Source organism: Brevundimonas sp. FG128 (assembly GCF_057809775.1).
Genome location: NZ_JBMDKP010000001.1, coordinates 33,381 through 51,528 on the forward strand (window position 1 = coordinate 33,381; position 18,148 = coordinate 51,528).

Here is an 18,148-nt window from a genome sequence, read left to right on the forward strand (position 1 = left end):
GGGAGTCTGGATCCTAGGCACAAGGCCTAAGGATGACGTTTGGATCGAGATATAACGAACAAGTTTGCATTACAGACTAGTCTGTGAGATATGGCGGCTTCCACATTGGGAGGGGTCGTCATGTCGGCATCTGAAACTGTTTCCTCCGAGCGCCTGCACGGGCTCGATGCGCTGAGGGGGGCGGCGTTGTTGCTGGGGGTGGTGCTGCATGGCGCCATGTCCTTCTTTCCGACCCAGATCTGGATCGTCGCGGACGACCAGCGGTCGGTCTGGGCCAGCGGCCTGTTCTTCGCCATCCACCTGTTTCGGATGACGACCTTCTTCCTGATCGCCGGACTGTTCGCGCACATGATGCTGGGGCGGATGGGCATGAGGGGCTTCGTCAGGAACCGTATGATCCGCATCGCCGCGCCCTTCGGCGTCTTCTGGGGCGTGGCGTTGATGGCCATCGTGGCGGTGGTGATCTGGAATGCGTCGTTGCAGGGCCTGACCGTCGCCGATGCGCCGCCGCCGCCCAAATATGACTGGACCAACATGCCGCTGACCCATCTGTGGTTCCTGTGGCTGTTGCTGATCCTCTATGCCGGGATGCTGATCCTGCGCGCGCCGTTCCAGGCGCTGGATCGCAGCGGAGCATGGGGCCGGGCGGTGGACCGGGCGACAGGCGGGCTGATCGGGCCGTGGGGACCGTTCGTGCTGGGCGCGCCCCTGTCCGTGGCCTTGTGGATGCAGCCGAACTGGATCGCCTTCTTCGGCGTGCCGACCCCGGATGCGGGTCTGGTTCCCAATCCGGCTGCCTTGGTCGGGTTCGGCCTGGCGTTCGGCTTCGGCGCCCTGCTGGATCGTCGGCGCGATCTGCTGGAGAGGATCCGGCGCCTGTGGGCGGTCTATCTGGGGGTGGCGGTGGCCGCCGGGGTCGCCGCCCTGATGCTGGCGGGCGGGCCGAACCCCCATCTGGTCCCGATGACCGATCCGGCGATGAAGGCGATGACGGCGGCGGCGTTCGGCGTGGCGACCTACGCCTCGGCCTTTGCGGCCATGGGTCTGGCCCTGCGGTTCTTCGGCGGACACAGCGCGGCGCGCCGTTACGTCGCCGATGCCTCCTACTGGATCTATATCGTCCACCTGCCGCTGGTGATGGCCGCCCAGGTCCTGGTGCAGGACTGGAGCCTGCCGTGGGTCGTCAAGCTGGCGGTCGTGGTCGGGGGCGTGCTGGCCTTGTCGTTCGCCAGCTATGAACTTCTGGTCCGCCACACCGCCCTGGGACGCTGGCTGAACGGGCGGCGCGTGCCGTGGCGTAACAAGCCGACCCCCGCCCTGATCCCCGCCGAATAGCTTGCCAACCCCGGCGGCGGCGTTCATCCGAGAACGCGCGCCCGTCGCACAGGAATCACCCGATGTCCGACAAGTCCCGCAGCACGCCCGAAGCCGATCTGGCCTTTCTGAGGTCCATCGTCCAGGGCGGCGACAATCCCAAGGCGACCCTGACGCTGGGCGTGGCCTATCTGGCCGGCGGGCTGCTGTACGGGCTTCAGTGCCTGTTTCACATCGGCCAGGCGGTGGGATGGATTCGCTGGCCCGGCCTGGCCAATCTGGCCTTCGTCAGCGCGATCACCGTCGCCTTCCTGATCGTGCTGACCTGGGCCGTGCGCGAGGACCGCAAGCTGGGAACGGCCGGGCCGATCGCGACCCGCACCCTGAATGCGGCCTTCAGCGGAGCGGGGATGGCGAACCTGGCCATCGTCGTCGTGTTCGGTTTCGGCGCGGCGCGGGACAAGGACTTCGCCATCTGGCTCTATTATCCGGCGATGATCTTCGCGCTGCAGGCGGCGGCCTGGTTCGTGGCCTACAGTCTGAAGAAGAAGGGCTGGATGCTGGCGGCGTCGATCGGCGCCTGGGTCACGGCGGTGGCGCTGGGCCTGCTGGTGCGTGACCCGATCCTGTATCTTTACGTCTGCACCGCCGCGCTGTTCGTGCTGTTCGCCGGGCCGGGCTGGATCATGACGCGCGACGCCCTGCGCGTTCGCACCGCCGTTCCGGTCGCCGACTGAACCATGGGACTGAACGATCTCGGACGGATCGACGAGGTCATCCACGGTCGCATGCGGCTGGGGATCATGGTCTATCTGGCCGACGCGGAAGCCGCCGACTTCACCGAGCTGAAGACGGTGCTGGAGGCGACGCAGGGCAATCTGTCCGTCCATATCAAGAAGCTGGAGGAGGCGGGCTATGTCGCCGTGGCCAAGAGCTTCGTGAACAACAAGCCCCTGACCCGCGTGTCGATCACGCCCGCCGGCCGCAAGGCCTTCGCCGCCTATCTGGAGGCGCTGGGCGGGCTGATCGGGAGGCCGTCATGAGGGTTCAGGTGATGGGCATCGTCAACGTCACGCCCGACAGCTTCTCTGACGGCGGGCGCTGGGCTTCGACGCAAGCGGCGGTGGATCAGGCGATGCGGCTGGTCGCGGACGGCGCGGACGTATTGGACATCGGGGGCGAGAGCACCCGACCGGGCGCCGATCCGGTGGGCGAGGGCGAGGAGATCGAGCGGGTGGCGCCGGTGATCGCGGGCGTTCGCGCGCGCTGGGACGGCGCGATCAGCATCGACACGATGAAGCCCGGCGTCGCGCGCGCCGCCGTCGCGGCCGGGGCGACGATGTGGAACGACGTGACGGCGCTGAGCCATGCGCCGGACAGTGTGGCGGTCGCGGCTGAGCTGGGGTGCGACGTGGTGCTGATGCACATGAAGGGCGAGCCGCGCACGATGCAGGCGGACCCGCGCTATGAAGACGTGGTGGGCGAGGTGCGGGATTATCTGAGCGACCGGGCCGAGGCGGCGATGGCGGCGGGCGTGGCGCGCGAGCGGATCTGGCTGGATCCGGGCATCGGCTTCGGCAAGACGCTGGCGCACAATATGGCGCTGACGGCGCGGCTGGACGTGCTGGTCGAACTGGGCTTTCCGGTGCTGTACGCCGCCAGCCGCAAGCGCACGATCCAGGCGGTGGATGCGACGGCGGTGGATGCGACGGACCGGCTGGGCGGCTCCATCGCCCTGGCGCTGGAGGGGGCGCGGCGCGGGGCGCGGATGGTGCGGGTCCATGACGTGCGCGAGACGGTGCAGGCGCTGAAGGTTCAGGCGGCGGTGGACGCCTTTCGGGTGCTTCGTCCCCTGACCGATTGAGGCCACGCGTTGTGGCAGGCTTGCCCCCGGTGGCCGGCTGTTCCATCTGGTTTGCATGTCCTGGGTCATGTCGATCAATCCGTGGGTGACGCTGGTCGTCGCCGGTCTGCTGGAAGTGCTTTGGGCCTCCGGCCTGAAGAACGTCAGCCTGCAAAGGCCGCTGACGTCGCTGGGCGTGCTGGTCGCGCTGGCGGCCAGCATGATCCTGTTGTGGGTGGCGACGCAGAGGCTGCCGATCGGCACCGCCTACGCGATCTGGACCGGCATCGGCGCCGTGGGCGCGGCCGTGGTCGGGATCGTGGTCTACGGCGAGCCGGCGACGGCCGTGCGGGCGGTGTGCATCCTGCTGATCGTGGCGGGCATCGTCGGGCTGAAGCTGTTCTCGGGAGCCCATGCATGAGCGCGCTTCATCAGGGGCGGGTGCTGATCCTGGCCGGGTCGGATTCAGGCGGCGGCGCGGGCATCCAGGCCGACATCAAGGCCGTGACGATGATGGGCGGGTTCGCGGCGACCGCGATTACGGCCATCACGGTGCAGAACACATTGGGGGTTCACGGGGTCTATCCGTTGCCGCTGGACCTGATCGCGGCCCAGGCGCGGGCGGTGCTGGAGGATATCGGGACCGACGCCTTCAAGACCGGCATGTTGGGCTCGGTCGAGGTGGTCGAGACGGTCGCCGCCCTGCTGGACGAGGCAGACGCCCCGGCCGTGGTCGATCCCGTCATGGTGGCCAAGGGCGGCCATCCGCTGTTGCCCGATGCGGCGGTCGAGGCGGTCAAGCGCCTGATGATCCCGCGCGCGGCCCTGCTGACGCCCAATGCGCCCGAGGCCGAGGCCCTGACCGGGTTCGCCGTCCATGATCTGGACGGCCAGAGGCGGGCCGGCGAGGCCCTGCTGGCCATGGGCGCGCGGGCGGTGCTGATGAAGGGGGGGCATGTGTCGGGGCCGACGGTGATCGACCTGTTGATGACAACCGACGGCGAGACGGTGCTGGAGGCCGAGCGCATCGACACCCGCCACACCCACGGCACCGGCTGCACCCTGGCCAGCGCATGCGCGGCCGGACTGGCGCTGGGCCGGCCGCTGGAGGTCGCGGTGGCGGAGGCCTGGGCCTATGTCGGCGAGGCAATTCGCCGTGCGCCGGGCCTGGGCGGCGGACACGGGCCGCTGGACCACAGCTGGCCGGTGCGGGGGCAGGGGCGAACCTATCCTCCACGCCGTCATCCTAGGCCTTGTGCCTAGGATCCATACGCTCCGCGTTCGAAGCCGGCGCACCCTGCGGAAACACCGGGAGTCTGGATCCTCGCCACAAGGGCGAGGATGACGAGCAAAAGGGTGTGGGCGGGCGCTAATCGCCACTCCCCTGCTAGCGGCGCGCTCGCTAATGATCAGGGATGAGCGACGTCCTGAACCAACGACTGACCGACATCGTGCGCGCCGACGCCGGGCTGATGCATGTGCTGACGACGGTGCGGGCGCTGGGCCTGCCGGACTGGCGGCTGGTGTCGGGGGCGGTCTATCAGCAGGTTTGGAACGTCGAGACCGGCCGTCCGGCGGGCTATGGGATCAAGGACTACGACCTGGCCTATTTCGATGCGTCGGACCTGTCCTATGAAGCCGAGGACGTGGTCATCAAGCGCGTCGCCGCCGCCTTCGACGAACCGTTCCGCAGCCGGGTCGAGGTCAGGAATCAGGCGCGGGTGCATCTGTGGTTCGAAAAGCGGTTCGGCGAGCCGTGCGCGCCGCTGACCTCCACCGATCAGGCGCTGGGGCGATTTGTGGCGCCGGCGTTCGGGATCGGGGTGCGGCTGGAGGCGGACGATGCGATCAGCGTCGCCGCGCCGTTCGGGCTGGAGGATGTTTTCTCTATGACGATCCGGCCCAATCCGAACCGGCCGCTGGCCAAGGGGTGGGCGAAGACCATCGAGAATGCGCGGGCGCGCTGGCCCGAACTGACGGTGATCGAACCCTAGAAGGGGCCGTGCTTGCCGTTCGAGGAGAACTCGGGCGGGGCGGCCTTGTGGATGTATTGTTCGGCGACCAGCCAGGCCTTGAAGGGGCGCAGGCAGCCCAGGCACATGGCGATCAGGATCGGCAGGGTGACGACCAGATGCACCCAGATCGGCGGGTGGATGGTGAAGTCGAACACCATCAGCAGGATCATGCCGACGATACCCACCGCCGACATGACGAAGAAGGCCGGGCCGTCCGCCGGGTCGGCGAAGGCGTAGCTGAGGCCGCATTCGGGGCATTCGGTCTGAAGCGTCAGATAGCCCTTGAACAGCGGCCCCTTGCCGCAGCGGGGGCAGCGGCAGGCCAGGCCGGTCTTGAGGGTGCTGAGGCGGGGATAGTCGGTCATTGGTCCATCATGCGCCCTGAACGCGGTTCTGTCGCTTGGACCGGTTGTCCTATCCAGGGGCGACCTATCCGTAGAACTACGGTGAACGGCGGTTAACCGCGATTAAAGGCCTTGTGGGGCAAGGGTCAGGAGATATGTCCGGGGCCTCGCCGACAAAGCGCATCCTGAAGACGACCGTGGCGGCCGCCACGGTCGGCGCCGTCGTGTTCGCGCCGCTGGCCCCGCTGGCGCAGGAGGCGGGCCGGTCGCGCGATCCGCTGTCGATCAACATCGGCCAGAACGCCGAGTTCACCCGCGTCGAATTCGGCGGCGTCATCGGCGTGCGCTCGCGCGTCAGCCGCGACGGCGACAAGGTGGTGGTGCGGCTGGGCACCACGGCCGCGCCCGATGTGTCGCGCCTGAAGGTCGATCCGCCCGAGGGGGTGAAGTCGGTCGAGACGCGCATGGCGCGGGCGGGCGGCACCGACCTGATCATCACCCTGGACGAAGGGGCGCAGGCGCGGTCCGGCGTCGCCGACGGCGTGGTGTGGCTGAACCTCTATGCGCCGGGCAAGGCCGCGACGGACGGCGAGGACAAGGCCGCCGCCGTCAATGCCGTCGTGCCGGTGAAGGCCGAATCGACGCCGGAAAAGACGGTCCTGACCTTCGACTGGGGGGCGCCCGTGGGGGCGGCGGTCTTCCGCCGGGGCGAGGCCGTATGGATCGTGTTCGACACGGTCGCGCGCATGGACATGAGCAGCGCCAAGGCCTTGGGGCCGGCCAAGGACGCGCGCTGGGCGGCGGGGCCGGGCTATACGGCCATGCGCGTCGCCGCGCCGGAGGGGCTTACGGTGGCCGCCCAGGGCCAGGGCGGGACCTGGACCGTGACCATCGGCGGCGTCCCGGCCGGCGCATCGGGCGTCGAGGTGGATCGGTCCGAAGACGGTTCGCCCGTGCTGGTCGCGCGCATGGCCGGCGCGACCAAGGCGGTGTGGCTGACCGATCCGCTGCTGGGGGACCGTTTTGCGGCGGTGACCGCGCTTGCGCCAGGCAAGGGCTATTCCGGCGAGCGTCGCACCATCGACCTGACCCTGATCCCTACCGCCCAGGGGATGGCGGTCGAGACCGGGGCCGACGACCTGAAGATCGAGGCGGCCGGCGATCTGGTCACCCTGAGCCGGCCCAACGGCCTGACGCTGTCGCCGCCGTCGGCGACGCTGGACGGCGGCGATCACGCCGACGACGCGCCCAAACGGGCCGCGCACCCGGCCCTGATCGTCGACAGCTGGGCCGCGACGGGCGAGGCGGGCTTTTCCGATCGCTATCGCCGTCTGCAGGACGCGGCGGGTCTGGAGACCATCGCCGGCACGGACAATCCGCGCGCGCCGATCGAGGCGCGGCTGGCCCTGGCGCGGTTCCTGGTCGCCTCGGGCCTGAACTATGAAGCGATCGGCGTTTTGAACGCCCTGGTCGCCAAGGCGCCCAACATGCTGGGCGAGCCGGAGGTGCGGGGCCTGCGCGGCGTCGCCCGCGTCGGGGTCGGACGGCTGGAGGAGGCCCAGGTCGATTTCTCGGGCGCGGCCTTGGCGAACGATCCGGCGACCAAGGTCTGGCTGGGCTATATCGCCTCGGAGAACGGCGACTGGGAGGGGGCGCGGCGCAACTTCACCGCCGGGGCCTCGGTCATCGACGACTTCCCCAAGGAATGGCGCGCGCGCTTCGGCGCCGCCCACGCCATGGCCGCGATCCAGTTGAACGACCTGCCCGCCGCCCAGCAGCTTCTGGCCTATGTGTTCAGCCAGAACGCGCCCGCCGTGGATCAACTCATGGCGCGACTGGTGCAGGCGCGGCTGTTCGATTTGAACGGCGACAAGGACCGGGCGCTGGCGATCTACAAGGCCGTGGCGCGCGCGCCGCTGGACGGGATCGCCACGCCGGCGAAACTGAGCGCAATCAGCCTGGAAATGGACAAGGGCGCGATCACGCCGGACCAGGCGGCGCAGCAGCTGGAACAGCTGAAATGGCGCTGGCGCGGGGATGCGACCGAACTGGCGGTGATCCGCAAGCTTTCGGACATCTATCTGAAGCAGGGCCGATACCGCGAGGCGCTGGACGCCCTGCGCGGGGCGGGCAAGCGGATGGCGGGCGTGCCGGGCGCGTCCGAGATCCAGGCGGACCAGTCCGACGCCTTCCGCGCCCTGTTCCTGGACGGGGCGGCGGACGGATTGCAGCCGGTTCAGGCGCTGGCCCTGTTCTATGATTTCCGCGAACTGACGCCGATCGGGGCCGACGGGGACGAGATGGTGCGCCGCCTGTCGCGCCGTCTGATCGACGTCGATCTGCTGGACCAGGCCGCTGAGCTTTTGAAACACCAGGTGGACGAGCGGCTGGACGGCGTGGCCAAGGCGCAGGTCGCCACCAACCTGGCCACCGTCTATCTGATGGACCGCCAGCCGGAGAAGGCGTTGCAGGCCATCTGGGGCTCGCGCACCACCCTGTTGCCCGCTGCGATGAACAGCGAGCGCCGGGCGCTGGAGGCCCGCGCCCTGATGGACCTGGGCCGGTTCGATCATGCGCTGGAAGTGCTGGACCGCGACCAGTCGGCCCCGGCGCGCGAGGTGCGGGCCGACATCTTCTGGAAGCAGCAGAAGTGGGGCGATGCGGCGCCGGTCTATGAGGCGCGGCTGGACGAGCGCTACAAGACGCCGGGGACGCCGCTGACGGCGTCTGAGGAAAGCTGGCTGATTCGGGCGGGCGTGGGCTATTCGCTGAGCGGAAACCGGGCCGCCCTGCAACGGCTGCACGGGCGGTATTCGCCGTTCATCGCGGGGGCTCGATCCGGGGCCGCCATCCGCGTGGCGCTGGACGACAGTCTATCGGGCGTGGCGGGGGCCGGGGACTTCGGCGGACTGTCGACCCAGGCGGACACCTTCGTCGGCTGGGTCAATACGGCCAAACAGGCGTTCAGAAAAGAAGCGGAGGCGAAAGCCGCCGCCTGAAATTGAAACGGGCGGAGATCGCGTCGCGACCCCCGCCCGTCGAAGCGTCTATGATCCTCCCCCGTGCTTTACGGGGGAGGGGGACCACGAAGTGGTGGAGGGGGCGGACCCAGGCACCGGTGGTGCGGTAGCCCCCTCCACCGCCTGACGGCGGTCCCCCTCCCCCGCGGTGCGGGGGAGGATCTAAGGCTTAGCCGTTGACGGCGTCCTTCAGCGGCTTGGAGACGCGGAAGCGCACAGCCTTGGAGGCGGCGATCTTGATGGTCGCGCCGGTGGCCGGGTTGCGGCCTTCGCGCTCGGCGCGGGCGGCGGTGTCGAAGACGCCCAGGTTCGAGATGCGGATGTCGCCGCCCGACTTCAGGGTCGAGTGGATGTTTTCGACGATGGCGGTCAGCACCTTGCCGGCGTCGGCCTGCGAGACACCGGCGTCCTTGGCGACGGCGGCGATCAGTTCGGCTTGAGTGGTCATAAGAAGCGTTTCCAGTGTTAGTCGCCCGATTCAGGGCGAGGACCGAGGGATCAACACGGATTTCCATCGGCTTTGCAAGCGCCGATGACGCTGAAAGCCATATGGGGCCGGGGATTATCCGGTACCGGACGCTCTTTGGAAGCTCTCGACCAGGCTTCCGGCGACCAGTCGCCAGCCGTCCACCAGCACGAAGAAGATCAGCTTGAAGGGCAGGGAGACCACCACCGGCGGCAGCATCATCATACCCATGGACATCAGCACGCTGGCCACCACCAGATCGATCACAAGGAACGGAACAAAAAGGAGAAATCCGATTTCGAACGCCTTCTTCAGCTCGCTGATCATGAAGGCCGGGGTGACCACCCGCAGGGGCAGTTCCTGGACGTTCTGGGGCGGCTCGATCTGGCTGAGACGGGTGAACAGGGCCAGGTCGCCACGGTCCACCTGGGCCAGCATGAAGGTTTTCACAGGTTCCGACGCCTGATCGAAGGCCTGGGGCAGTTCGATCTGCTGATCCAGCAGCGGACGGATGCCCGAATCATAGGCGTCCTGCCAGGTCGGGGCCATGACGATGGCGCTGAGGAACAGCGACAGGGAGATCAGCACGGCGTTCGGCGGCGACTGCTGAAGGCCCAGCGCGGTGCGCAGCAGCGACAGGACCACGATGATCCGCACGAAGCTGGTCGTCATGATGACGATGGACGGCGCCAGCGACAGGACGGTCATCAGCCCGACCAGTTGCACCACCCGCTGGGTCAGGCCGGCGCCGGTGCCCAGGTCGATGTTGACGGCCGAACCGGACTGGGCCGCCTCCTGCGCCAGGGCGGCGATGGGCCAGGCCAGACAGACCAGGGTGGTGAACAGCGACAGCAGGGCCGCGCGTTTCAGCTCGGCCCCGGTCGGGGTGGTGAAGATGGCGCGTTTCACTGGCCCGACCCCTGCTGGCGCGGCTCGATCAGTTCGCGGCCTTCGCCCAGCAGGATCAGCCGTTCCTCGTCGTCCACGCGGACCAGGACCAGGCGGCGGGCGGGGTCCAGGACCAGGGTCTCGACCACCTGAAGCCGGCGGGCGCCGCGTTCGGCGCTGAGCTTCGCCAGCAGCTGGGGCGCATAGCGGCGCGCGGCCCAGGCCACGATCCCGATCAGGCCGAGGGTGAAGGCCAGGCCGAAGACCGCCCGGGCGAGATCGAGGAAATTCATGACGCTTTGAGGCCCCGCGCTGTCGGCGCTTAGGCCCTGACTGTTAACCACCACGGTTAACGAGGCGTTGAGATAAGGGGTTATTAACCATGCAGGCGGCATTTTCTGCCCATCGCGCGCATTCGCGTCGCACGGGAGATCGCCATGGGCGTCGCCGACATACCGCTGCTGGGGCAGATCAAGGGCCGGCTGGGCTGGCTGGACGAGCGTCAGCGCGTGATCGCCGAGAACGTCGCCAACGCCGACACGCCCGGCTTCGTCGGCCGCGACCTTAAGCAGCCTGCCGATTTCGCCGCCGCCATGCGAGCGGGCGGGGGGCTGCAGATGGCGCGCACCAACGCCGCCCACATTGCGCCCGCAGGGACGCCCGTCCGGTTCGACCCGACCAAGTCGCCCGATTCGGAGACCACGCTGGACGGCAACTCGGTGGTGGTCGAGGAGCAGATGCTGAAGATGGCCGAGAGCCGCATGGCCTATGACGCCGCCATCGGCTTCTACCAGAAATCCATGTCGATGATCCGCATGGCCGCGCGCAAGCCCGGCGCGAGCTGAGGACGACTGAACCATGCCCGATCCCATCGCACCCTCCAACAGCGCCATGGCCGTGGCGGCCTCGGCCCTCAAGGCCCAGCAGTCGCGCATGCGCGTGATCGCCGAGAACATCGCCAACGCCCAGTCCACGGCCCGCACGCCGGGCGGCGAGCCCTATCGTCGCCAGATCCCGGTCTTCCAGGCGCGCGAGGTCGATGGGGCGACCGGGGTGACTTTAGCCGAGGTCCGGCCCGACGACAGCGACTTCAAGATGGACTACGACCCGTCCCACCCGGCGGCGAACGCCCAGGGCTATGTGATGCGGCCGAACGTGGATACCCTGGTCGAGGCCATGGACATGCGTGAGGCGCAGCGCGCCTATGAGGCCAATCTGAACGTCATCGAGACGGCGCGGTCGATGGACAGCCGCACCCTCGACATCATCAAGCGCTGAGGACTAGGCCATGAACCCGATGATGGCCGCCAAGGCCTATGCCGCCGTCCAGGGCGGCGCCATGCCGACCGGGCTATCCGGCGCAGCGCAAGCGCCCGGCGCCGGAGACGGCGGTTTCGCCGACCTGGTCAAGACCGCCATGACCGACATGACCCAGCAGTCGCGCTCGGCCGAAACCCAGATGACGAAGTCGGTCCAGGGCCAGGGCAATCTGATTGACGTGGTCACGGCGCTGAGCTCGGCCGAGGCGTCGTTGGAGACGGTGATCTCGGTGCGCGACCAGGTGATTTCCGCCTACAAGGAAATCATGGCCATGCCGATCTGAGCCGACGCTCGGAACCTTATCGCCGATCTCTTAGCTGGCCCTTCGACCAAAGGAGGACGCCATGCTGGAAGACCGCGACTCATCCGCCATCATCGCCGTCAGAGACATCGACAGGGCGAAGACCTTCTATCGCGATGTGCTGGGTCTGACGCTGGAGGACGAGGGGATGGGCCAGGCCCTGACCTTTCGCACCGGCGCGACGCGGCTGACCGTTTATCCGTCGCAGTACGCCGGAACCAACAAGGCCAACGCCGTCACCTTCGCCATGGACGGCGACCTGGTCGAGACTGTCCGGACGCTGAAGGCGCGGGGCGTGGTTTTCGAACATTACGACCTGCCCGGCCTGTCGCTGAATGGCGACGTCCACGAGAGCGGTCCCGTCAAGCTGGCCTGGTTCGCCGATCCCGACGGCAATCTGATCCACCTGGTCGAGGGGATGTGACGCGGGGTTCAGAAATAGCGCTCGCCGATCCGCAGCGTGTCGCCGGGGAAGACCCGCGTGTCGGCGGTCAGCGGCTGGGGTTCTTCGGTCTGTGATCCCGCGCGACGCACGAAGACGCGGCGGGTGTTGGCGCGGTAGGTGAAGCCCTGGGCCGTCGCCACGGCGTTGAGCACCGTCAGGTCGGGCGCATAGGGGTATTCTCCCGGCCGATTGACCTCGCCCAGGATGTAGATGGGCCGATAGGTCAGGACCTGGGCCGTGACGTGCGGCTGGTTCAGATAGCCCTGGATCAGAGCCTGCGTCACCGCGTCCTGAAGCTGGGCGATCGTCAGGCCAGCGGCCTGGACTTCGCCGATCAGGGGCAAGGCGATCTCGCCCTCGGCGTCGATGATGAATTCGCCGCTCAGGGCCTCCTCGCCGAAGACGTCGATGCGCACCTTGTCGGCGGAGGCCAGGCGATAATCCGAAACCGTTTGGGGCGCGAAGCCGGCCAAGGCGAACGCCAGGACAAGGCCGATCATGCCGGTGCGCAGTCCTTGCCGCATGTCAGCCTTCCCCGATTTCCTGGGTGTGGAGGCTAAACGCGTCGGTTGTTCAGGTCTAGGACCGATCCGACAGGATGCGGCGGGCCAGATCGCGGGCCTGGCCACGCAGGTCCGGCACGGCGGTCATTTCCCAAAAGGCGCCGCGCGTCAGGGGGCCGATGGCGTGCAACCCCTGGCCGCTCCGCCCGCGCCGTCCATCAGCCGGCCGTCGTCGTCGACCTGCAGCCCCAGGCCCAGGGGGTCGGGCCGGCCGTAGCCCTTGTCCAGGATGTCGCGGATCATCGGTTCGGTGCTCTTGGCGATGACCCCCAGCGGCCCGGTGCAGTTCACCACCAGGTCGAAGCGGTCGCGGATGGCGCGCTTGCGGCCGCGCGGGCGCCAAACGGCCTCGACCATGTCGGTCGCCCTCAACTCGGTCAGCTTGCCCGCCAGCACGGTCAGTTCGCCGCTGGCCAGCATGGAATGGATGTCGCGGGCCGAACCGGGCGACAACCGGTGGCGATGCACGTCCCATAGCGGCCGCAGATGGCGCAGGAACCGGCTGCGCTGCCCTTGCGACCAGTCGCGCCAAAGGGTGCGGGCGGAATGACGCAAACGATCGAAGACGGCGCGCCAATCCGCGTCGGCCGTCGCAGTCCGCACCTGTTTCAACACCCCCGCCGGGTCGCCGGAGAAGTCGCCGACGAAGGGGACGGGCGGCACGGTGGCGTGGGCGCGAGGCAAAAGGCCGTGGCGCGACAGGGCCGTCAGCCGACGTCCCGGACGGCGCAGCGTCAGGGCCGCATCGACCATCGTCAGGCCCGCGCCGATCAGCAGGATGTTGCGTGCGTCGCCTACCGACCGGGGGTCCAGCCGCCAGGGGTTTTCGACATAGGCGGCCGAGGCGCGGACGGCCTCGTCCACACCCGGCGGCGAGGCGGGTTCCAGATTGCCCAACGCCAGCACTACCTGATCCGCCGTGACCTCGCCGCCGCTGGTCTGAATGCGCCAGCCGTCGTCGCAGCGGTCCAGCGAAAGGGCCTCGCCGCGCGACAGGATAAGCCGGTCGGGCGCATCTTGCAGCGCCTCGTCCAGCAGGTGTTTCAGATATTCGCCATAGACGCCGCGGGTGATGAAGCCGTCTTGGGCGCGCCACGACGGCTGTTCCGCCAGCCAGTCGGCCAGATGCCCCGGCTGGTCGGGAAAGGCGCTCATATTGTCGAGGCGGACGTTCAGCAGATGGCCGGGATTGCCGGTGTCATAGGCGGTGCCGGGACCGAAGACGGCGCGACGTTCGATCAGCGTCACCCGCACGTCGAGCGAGGTCCTCAGCAGATTGACGGCGGTCAGCAGGCCGCTGAATCCGGCCCCGACGATCGCGACATGCGGTCCGTTCTGCTGCGGCATTCGCGTCCCCCGTTACGGTTTTCCGTCCGCGTCGATAACACGCGGCGATCGGGGGCCGATCATGGCGATAAATATCTATCTGACAGTAGGAATAAAGTGATCAGACGCGGCGAGGCGCATCCTCGGCCGGGGCGGCGCCGAAGTCCTGAGCGCGAACCGGCGGCTTGCCGGCGCGGCGACGGCGCGCGGCGCGCAGGTCGTCGAGGGCCAGGGGCAGCAGCGACCACGGCTCGACACAGTAGCGGACGAACAGCCGTTTCGGATCCTGGACCAAACGATAGGCCCATTCGATCCCGGCGCGCCCCATCCAGCGCGGCGCAGCCTTCTGGACCCCGGCCTCATAGTCGAAGGCCGCGCCGACCGACAGGATCACACAGTCGGGCAGAGCGTCGTAGTTGTTGTCGATCCACAACTCCTGGCGCGGCATGCCCATGCCGACGAACAGGATGTGGGGCTGGAAGGCTGCGATCCGGGCCAGGACCGCCGCATTCTCGGGCGAATCGCGGCGGACGTCGAAATAGCCGTGGTGGATGTGGATGTCGGCCTTGGGCCAGGTTTCCCGCAGCCGCCGCGCCGCCGCTTCGCCGACGCCGGGCGCGCCGCCCACCGACATGACGCGCCAGCCGTTACGCTCGGCCACGCTCCAGAAATGGGCGCGCCAATCCAGATAGGTGCAGCGGTGAAAGCCCCGGCTGTGCAGGCCCAAGGCCCGCGAGAAGGCGATCATCGGCGTGGAATCCACCTCCACCAGTTCGGCCCGGGCGTAGAAGGCCGCCAGTTCGGGCTGCTTCTGGATCAGATACAGGCTGTGGAGATTATGGTTGGCGATCAGGCTCTTTCGGCCCTGCTGCACCGCCTCCTGAACGTGATGCAGCACCTCTTCGGGCTTCACCAGATCGACCCGCTGGCCCAGCATATGGACGCGCTCGCGTTGGCGGCGGCGCTTGCGGAACGCGGGCCGGGGGGCGGCGCGGCGCTCGGGCGCGCGGGGGCTGATGGAAGGGTCCGCCATGGGGCCCGGTATGGCCCGCCTCGTCTCAAGGCAGAGTTATGAAACAGGCTTAGCGCGCATTAAGCCCCGTCCAGAGAGGCTGTGTGACGCCGTCCTTCGGAGCTTTCAGCTCCGCTTGCGGAAGAAAACGACGTGGGGTGGAAAACCTCTGTTGACCCCGTCGTTTCGCTGCCTTAGAGGTCCGCGCCTTCCCGATGGAAACGCCGCAAGGCGCTGCCGACGGGGCCCAGATGGCGGAATTGGTAGACGCGCTGGCTTCAGGTGCCAGTGGCTTAACGGCCGTGGAGGTTCGAGTCCTCTTCTGGGCACCATATTATTGAAAGCGTCGCACCGAACGGTGCGGCGCTTTCATTCTTTTTGGCCTACCGCAGCGCACGCGGCGCTCTGCTGCTGAGGCCCCCCAGTCGTGTTGTAAGCCGTTCCGTCCACCGCGTTCGCCGTGTAAGAGCCAGAGCATGACCGTTTACCTGCACGAGGGCGACCTGCCCGACGACCTGGACCTGGGAACCGAGGTCGCCGTCGATTCCGAGACCATGGGCCTGCGCTTCCGCCGCGACCCGCTGTGCGTGGTGCAGCTGTCGTCCGGCGACGGGAACGCCCACGTCGTGCGGATGAGACGGCCCGACTACGACTGTCCGAACCTGAAGCGGGTGCTGACCGATCCGGCGGTGACCAAGATCTTCCATTTCGGCCGGTTCGACATCGGCATGTTCCTGCTGCACCTGGGGGTCGAGACCCGGCCGGTCTATTGCACCAAGATCGCCTCCAAGCTGGCGCGGACCTATACCGACCGGCACGGCCTGAAGGACGTGGTGCGCGAGACGGTGGGCGTGGACCTGTCCAAGGCCCAGCAGTCCTCTGACTGGGGCGCCGAAACGCTGACCCAGGCGCAGCTGGACTACGCCGCCTCGGACGTTCTCTATCTGCACGCGGCCAAGGCCAAGCTGGACCTGATGCTGGCGCGCGAGGGGCGCGCCGAGCTGGCGGCCCAATGTTTCGACTTCCTGCCGACGCGGTCGGCGCTCGACCTCGCCGGCTGGGACGAGATCGACATCTTCGCCCACAGCTGAGGCGCGCTTGACCGAACCCGGCGAACAGTCCCGCATCGAGGCCGACGAGGCCAGGGTCGCCCTGGCCGGTGCCCGCTGGCGTGCGCGCTCGCGGCGGGTGAAGCTGTATCGCCGGGTTCTGCCGATCATCATCCTGGTGCTGGCGGGCGGCGCCCTGACCTGGACCGTCTTCCGCACAGTGATGTCGGGGGTGGAGCGCAAGGCCAGCCAGAGCCAGGAAGTTCGCCTGGACGCCCCCCTGTTCCACGGCCAGGACGCGCAGGGCCGCGCCTTCACCGTCGGCGCGCAGGGCGCCATCCGTGATCCGGCCACCGGCCATTTCCGCCTGATCGGACCGGCGCTGAAGCTTAACCTGGGCGGGCGCAAGGTGACCGAGCTGACCGCCGACGGCGGCACCTATAACGAACAGGCCAGGACGGTGACCATCGGGCCGAACGTGCGAATCTCTGACGGCGGGACGGGCTTCGTGCTGACTACGCCCGAGGCGGTGGTCGATACGTCGACCGGAATCGTCACGGGTTCAAAGGGCGTTCAGGGTTCAGGCCCTATTGGAACCATCAACGCATCGTCCTATGCGATCTATGATCAGGGCCAGCGCGTCGTTTTCGAGGGCGCGGGCGACAACAAGGTGAAGGGCGTGCTGACGCCCACGGGGTCAGGCGGATGATCATGACGAAGATTTCGAACAGCCTGGCGGCGATCGCAGCCGTGACGGTCCTGGCCCTGCCGACGATCGGCGACGCCCAATCGTCGTCCGCCCAGACAACGAACCAGCCGGTCGCCTATGGCGCCGACACGGTGGAATATGGCCCCAACCGCATAATCCTGCGGGGACGCGCCGAGGCGACCCAGGGCGGCAACCGCTTTCGCGCCGACACCCTGACCCTGGTCAGCGGCGAAGGCGGCGACCTGCAACGGGCCGAGGCCTCCGGCACGGTCTATTTCGTCACCCCCGACCAGTCGATGCGCGGCGACGGCGCCGTCTATAATCTGGGCAGCGGCGAGATCGTGGTGACGGGCAATGTCGTCCTGACCCAGGGCAAGAACGTCCTGACGGGCTCGCGCCTGGTCTATAACGTCAACACCGAGACGGCCCGGATGGACGGCGCGCCACGTGGCGCAGCCGGCAACCGTGTGCAGGGCGTCTTCTACCCCAACGCAAACTGAGGCCGTCGGCCGTCTGGACCTGAGCATTTGGCGCGCAAGGAACTGTCAGCCCTGAACCTGGACGACCGGCCGGCGACGACGCCGCAGCCGGAAGTCGCCCCTGCCGAAAAGGGGCTGCGGGTGCGCAACATCGCCCGCGCCTTCGGCCAGAGGCAGGTGGTGCGCGACGTGTCCCTGACGGTTCAGCGCGGCGAAGTCGCGGGCCTGTTGGGGCCGAACGGCGCGGGCAAGACGACCTGTTTCTACATGATCACCGGTCTGATCCCGCCGGATGCCGGCTCGATCTGGCTGGACGGCGAGGACATCACGGGCCAGCCTATGTACCAGCGCAGCCGCATGGGGCTGGGCTATCTGGCGCAGGAAGCCTCGATCTTTCGCGGCATGACGGTGGAGCAGAACGTCCGCTCGGTGGTCGAGCTGAACTATCCGGCCAACCAGATCGGCGTCGAGACCGACCGGCTGCTGCACGAACTGCACATCGACCACCTGCGTCATGCCAGAGCCACGGCCCTGTCGGGCGGCGAACGTCGGCGGGTCGAGATCGCGCGGGCGCTGGCTGGACGGCCGTCCTTCATGCTGCTGGACGAACCCTTCGCGGGCATCGACCCCCTGGCCATCGCCGACATCCGCAACGTGATCCGCTATCTGGCCGGGCAAGGCATCGGCGTGCTGATCACCGACCACAATGTGCGCGAGACGCTGGACATCACCGATCGGGTTTCGATCATCTCGAACGGCGCGGTGCTGTTCGAAGGCACCTCGGACGAGGCGGTTCACGACCCCGAAGTGCGTCGGGTGTATCTGGGCGAAAACTACGTTTGATCCAAATGTCTCCTCCCCATGCAATGGAGAGGGGGACCACGAAGTGATGGAGGGGCTCTGGAAGCTCCACGGACGCCTGTGATGCGGCCAAAAAGCCCCTCCGTCACGACGCGAAGACGCGCCGCGCCACCTCCCCGTCGCTACGCGACAGGGAGGAGACAAGACGACGTTTGTCTGACGTTAACCGTTTAGGCGACATTCTGCCCAGCAA

23 protein-coding genes and 1 tRNA gene are annotated in these 18,148 nt (G+C 67.9%); 17 read left to right on the top strand and 7 right to left on the bottom strand.

Annotated elements, in window-relative coordinates:
- Positions 1-120 precede the first annotated feature (120 nt).
- From ACODSC_RS00180 to ACODSC_RS00210, 7 genes are all read left to right on the top strand, one after another.
- Complete coding sequence (locus ACODSC_RS00180; protein WP_488810676.1) at positions 121-1,335, top strand: acyltransferase family protein; 1,215 nt, start codon at positions 121-123, stop codon at positions 1,333-1,335.
- Positions 1,336-1,397: 62 nt separating this feature from the next.
- On the top strand, positions 1,398-2,051 hold the full coding sequence (locus ACODSC_RS00185; protein ID WP_488810678.1) for a hypothetical protein: 654 nt from the start codon (positions 1,398-1,400) through the stop codon (positions 2,049-2,051).
- A 3-nt stretch (positions 2,052-2,054) separates the two neighbouring features.
- Complete coding sequence (locus ACODSC_RS00190) at positions 2,055-2,357, top strand: winged helix-turn-helix domain-containing protein (RefSeq protein WP_488810680.1); 303 nt, start codon at positions 2,055-2,057, stop codon at positions 2,355-2,357.
- Entirely contained in the window at positions 2,354-3,178 is an 825-nt protein-coding gene (folP, locus tag ACODSC_RS00195; protein WP_488810682.1) for a dihydropteroate synthase, read from the top strand. The genes ACODSC_RS00190 and folP overlap by 4 nt, the downstream gene beginning before the upstream one ends.
- A 55-nt stretch (positions 3,179-3,233) precedes the next feature.
- Positions 3,234-3,578 (top strand): DMT family transporter, encoded by a 345-nt coding sequence (locus tag ACODSC_RS00200; protein WP_488810684.1) that lies wholly within the window; start codon positions 3,234-3,236, stop codon positions 3,576-3,578.
- Positions 3,575-4,420: a bifunctional hydroxymethylpyrimidine kinase/phosphomethylpyrimidine kinase gene (gene thiD, locus ACODSC_RS00205; RefSeq protein ID WP_488810686.1), complete on the top strand. Its 846-nt coding sequence runs from the start codon at positions 3,575-3,577 to the stop codon at positions 4,418-4,420. The genes ACODSC_RS00200 and thiD overlap by 4 nt, the downstream gene beginning before the upstream one ends.
- Before the next feature lie 152 nt (positions 4,421-4,572).
- Positions 4,573-5,151, top strand: a complete 579-nt coding sequence (locus ACODSC_RS00210; protein WP_488810688.1) for a nucleotidyltransferase family protein — start codon at positions 4,573-4,575, stop codon at positions 5,149-5,151.
- Here the strand turns inward: ACODSC_RS00210 and ACODSC_RS00215 are convergent.
- Complete coding sequence (locus ACODSC_RS00215; protein ID WP_488810690.1) at positions 5,148-5,537, bottom strand: DUF983 domain-containing protein; 390 nt, start codon at positions 5,535-5,537, stop codon at positions 5,148-5,150. The two genes, ACODSC_RS00210 and ACODSC_RS00215, sit on opposite strands and share 4 nt — an antisense overlap.
- A gap of 134 nt (positions 5,538-5,671) precedes the next feature.
- Between ACODSC_RS00215 and ACODSC_RS00220 the strand changes: the two genes are divergently transcribed.
- The gene (locus tag ACODSC_RS00220) at positions 5,672-8,515 is read left to right on the top strand and encodes a tetratricopeptide repeat protein (protein WP_488810692.1); all 2,844 of its coding nucleotides are present in this window, start codon (positions 5,672-5,674) and stop codon (positions 8,513-8,515) included.
- 190 nt (positions 8,516-8,705) lie between these two features.
- Here ACODSC_RS00220 and ACODSC_RS00225 read toward each other — a convergent pair whose 3' ends face one another.
- The 3 genes from ACODSC_RS00225 to ACODSC_RS00235 all read right to left on the bottom strand — a co-directional run bounded on the left by ACODSC_RS00225 (position 8,706) and on the right by ACODSC_RS00235 (position 10,183).
- The gene (locus tag ACODSC_RS00225) at positions 8,706-8,984 is read right to left on the bottom strand and encodes an HU family DNA-binding protein (protein WP_087120554.1); all 279 of its coding nucleotides are present in this window, start codon (positions 8,982-8,984) and stop codon (positions 8,706-8,708) included.
- A 114-nt stretch (positions 8,985-9,098) separates the two neighbouring features.
- Positions 9,099-9,911 (bottom strand): flagellar type III secretion system pore protein FliP, encoded by an 813-nt coding sequence (fliP, locus tag ACODSC_RS00230; protein WP_488810695.1) that lies wholly within the window; start codon positions 9,909-9,911, stop codon positions 9,099-9,101.
- On the bottom strand, positions 9,908-10,183 hold the full coding sequence (locus ACODSC_RS00235; protein ID WP_488810697.1) for a FliO/MopB family protein: 276 nt from the start codon (positions 10,181-10,183) through the stop codon (positions 9,908-9,910). The genes fliP and ACODSC_RS00235 overlap by 4 nt, the downstream gene beginning before the upstream one ends.
- A 144-nt stretch (positions 10,184-10,327) precedes the next feature.
- Between ACODSC_RS00235 and flgB the strand changes: the two genes are divergently transcribed.
- From flgB to ACODSC_RS00255, 4 genes are all read left to right on the top strand, one after another.
- Positions 10,328-10,735: a flagellar basal body rod protein FlgB gene (flgB, locus tag ACODSC_RS00240; RefSeq protein WP_488810699.1), complete on the top strand. Its 408-nt coding sequence runs from the start codon at positions 10,328-10,330 to the stop codon at positions 10,733-10,735.
- 13 nt (positions 10,736-10,748) lie between these two features.
- The gene (gene flgC / locus ACODSC_RS00245) at positions 10,749-11,168 is read left to right on the top strand and encodes a flagellar basal body rod protein FlgC (RefSeq protein ID WP_488810701.1); all 420 of its coding nucleotides are present in this window, start codon (positions 10,749-10,751) and stop codon (positions 11,166-11,168) included.
- Between the two features lie 10 nt (positions 11,169-11,178).
- Positions 11,179-11,493 (top strand): flagellar hook-basal body complex protein FliE, encoded by a 315-nt coding sequence (gene fliE / locus ACODSC_RS00250; protein ID WP_488810703.1) that lies wholly within the window; start codon positions 11,179-11,181, stop codon positions 11,491-11,493.
- Between the two features lie 61 nt (positions 11,494-11,554).
- Entirely contained in the window at positions 11,555-11,935 is a 381-nt protein-coding gene (locus tag ACODSC_RS00255; protein ID WP_488810705.1) for a VOC family protein, read from the top strand.
- A gap of 8 nt (positions 11,936-11,943) precedes the next feature.
- On the opposite strand, the gene ACODSC_RS00260 is transcribed toward ACODSC_RS00255, so the two are convergent.
- The 3 genes from ACODSC_RS00260 to ACODSC_RS00270 form a co-directional block, all read right to left on the bottom strand.
- A complete protein-coding gene (locus ACODSC_RS00260) occupies positions 11,944-12,480 on the bottom strand; it encodes a polysaccharide biosynthesis/export family protein (RefSeq protein ID WP_488810707.1) in 537 nt (178 codons plus the stop codon).
- Between the two features lie 147 nt (positions 12,481-12,627).
- On the bottom strand, positions 12,628-13,866 hold the full coding sequence (locus ACODSC_RS00265; protein ID WP_488810709.1) for an FAD/NAD(P)-binding protein: 1,239 nt from the start codon (positions 13,864-13,866) through the stop codon (positions 12,628-12,630).
- A 100-nt stretch (positions 13,867-13,966) separates the two neighbouring features.
- Positions 13,967-14,878 (bottom strand): WecB/TagA/CpsF family glycosyltransferase, encoded by a 912-nt coding sequence (locus ACODSC_RS00270; RefSeq protein WP_488810711.1) that lies wholly within the window; start codon positions 14,876-14,878, stop codon positions 13,967-13,969.
- Between the two features lie 224 nt (positions 14,879-15,102).
- Here ACODSC_RS00270 and ACODSC_RS00275 point away from each other — a divergent pair.
- The 5 genes from ACODSC_RS00275 (at position 15,103) to lptB (ending at position 17,937) form a co-directional block, all read left to right on the top strand.
- Positions 15,103-15,189: transfer RNA gene (locus ACODSC_RS00275), tRNA-Leu, on the top strand.
- A 144-nt stretch (positions 15,190-15,333) separates the two neighbouring features.
- Positions 15,334-15,948 (top strand): ribonuclease D, encoded by a 615-nt coding sequence (locus ACODSC_RS00280; protein ID WP_488810713.1) that lies wholly within the window; start codon positions 15,334-15,336, stop codon positions 15,946-15,948.
- Between the two features lie 7 nt (positions 15,949-15,955).
- Entirely contained in the window at positions 15,956-16,615 is a 660-nt protein-coding gene (lptC, locus tag ACODSC_RS00285) for an LPS export ABC transporter periplasmic protein LptC (protein WP_488810715.1), read from the top strand.
- A gap of 2 nt (positions 16,616-16,617) precedes the next feature.
- Entirely contained in the window at positions 16,618-17,115 is a 498-nt protein-coding gene (locus ACODSC_RS00290; protein WP_488810717.1) for an LptA/OstA family protein, read from the top strand.
- Positions 17,116-17,142: 27 nt separating this feature from the next.
- Positions 17,143-17,937 (top strand): LPS export ABC transporter ATP-binding protein, encoded by a 795-nt coding sequence (gene lptB, locus ACODSC_RS00295; RefSeq protein WP_488810719.1) that lies wholly within the window; start codon positions 17,143-17,145, stop codon positions 17,935-17,937.
- Positions 17,938-18,148 lie beyond the last annotated feature (211 nt).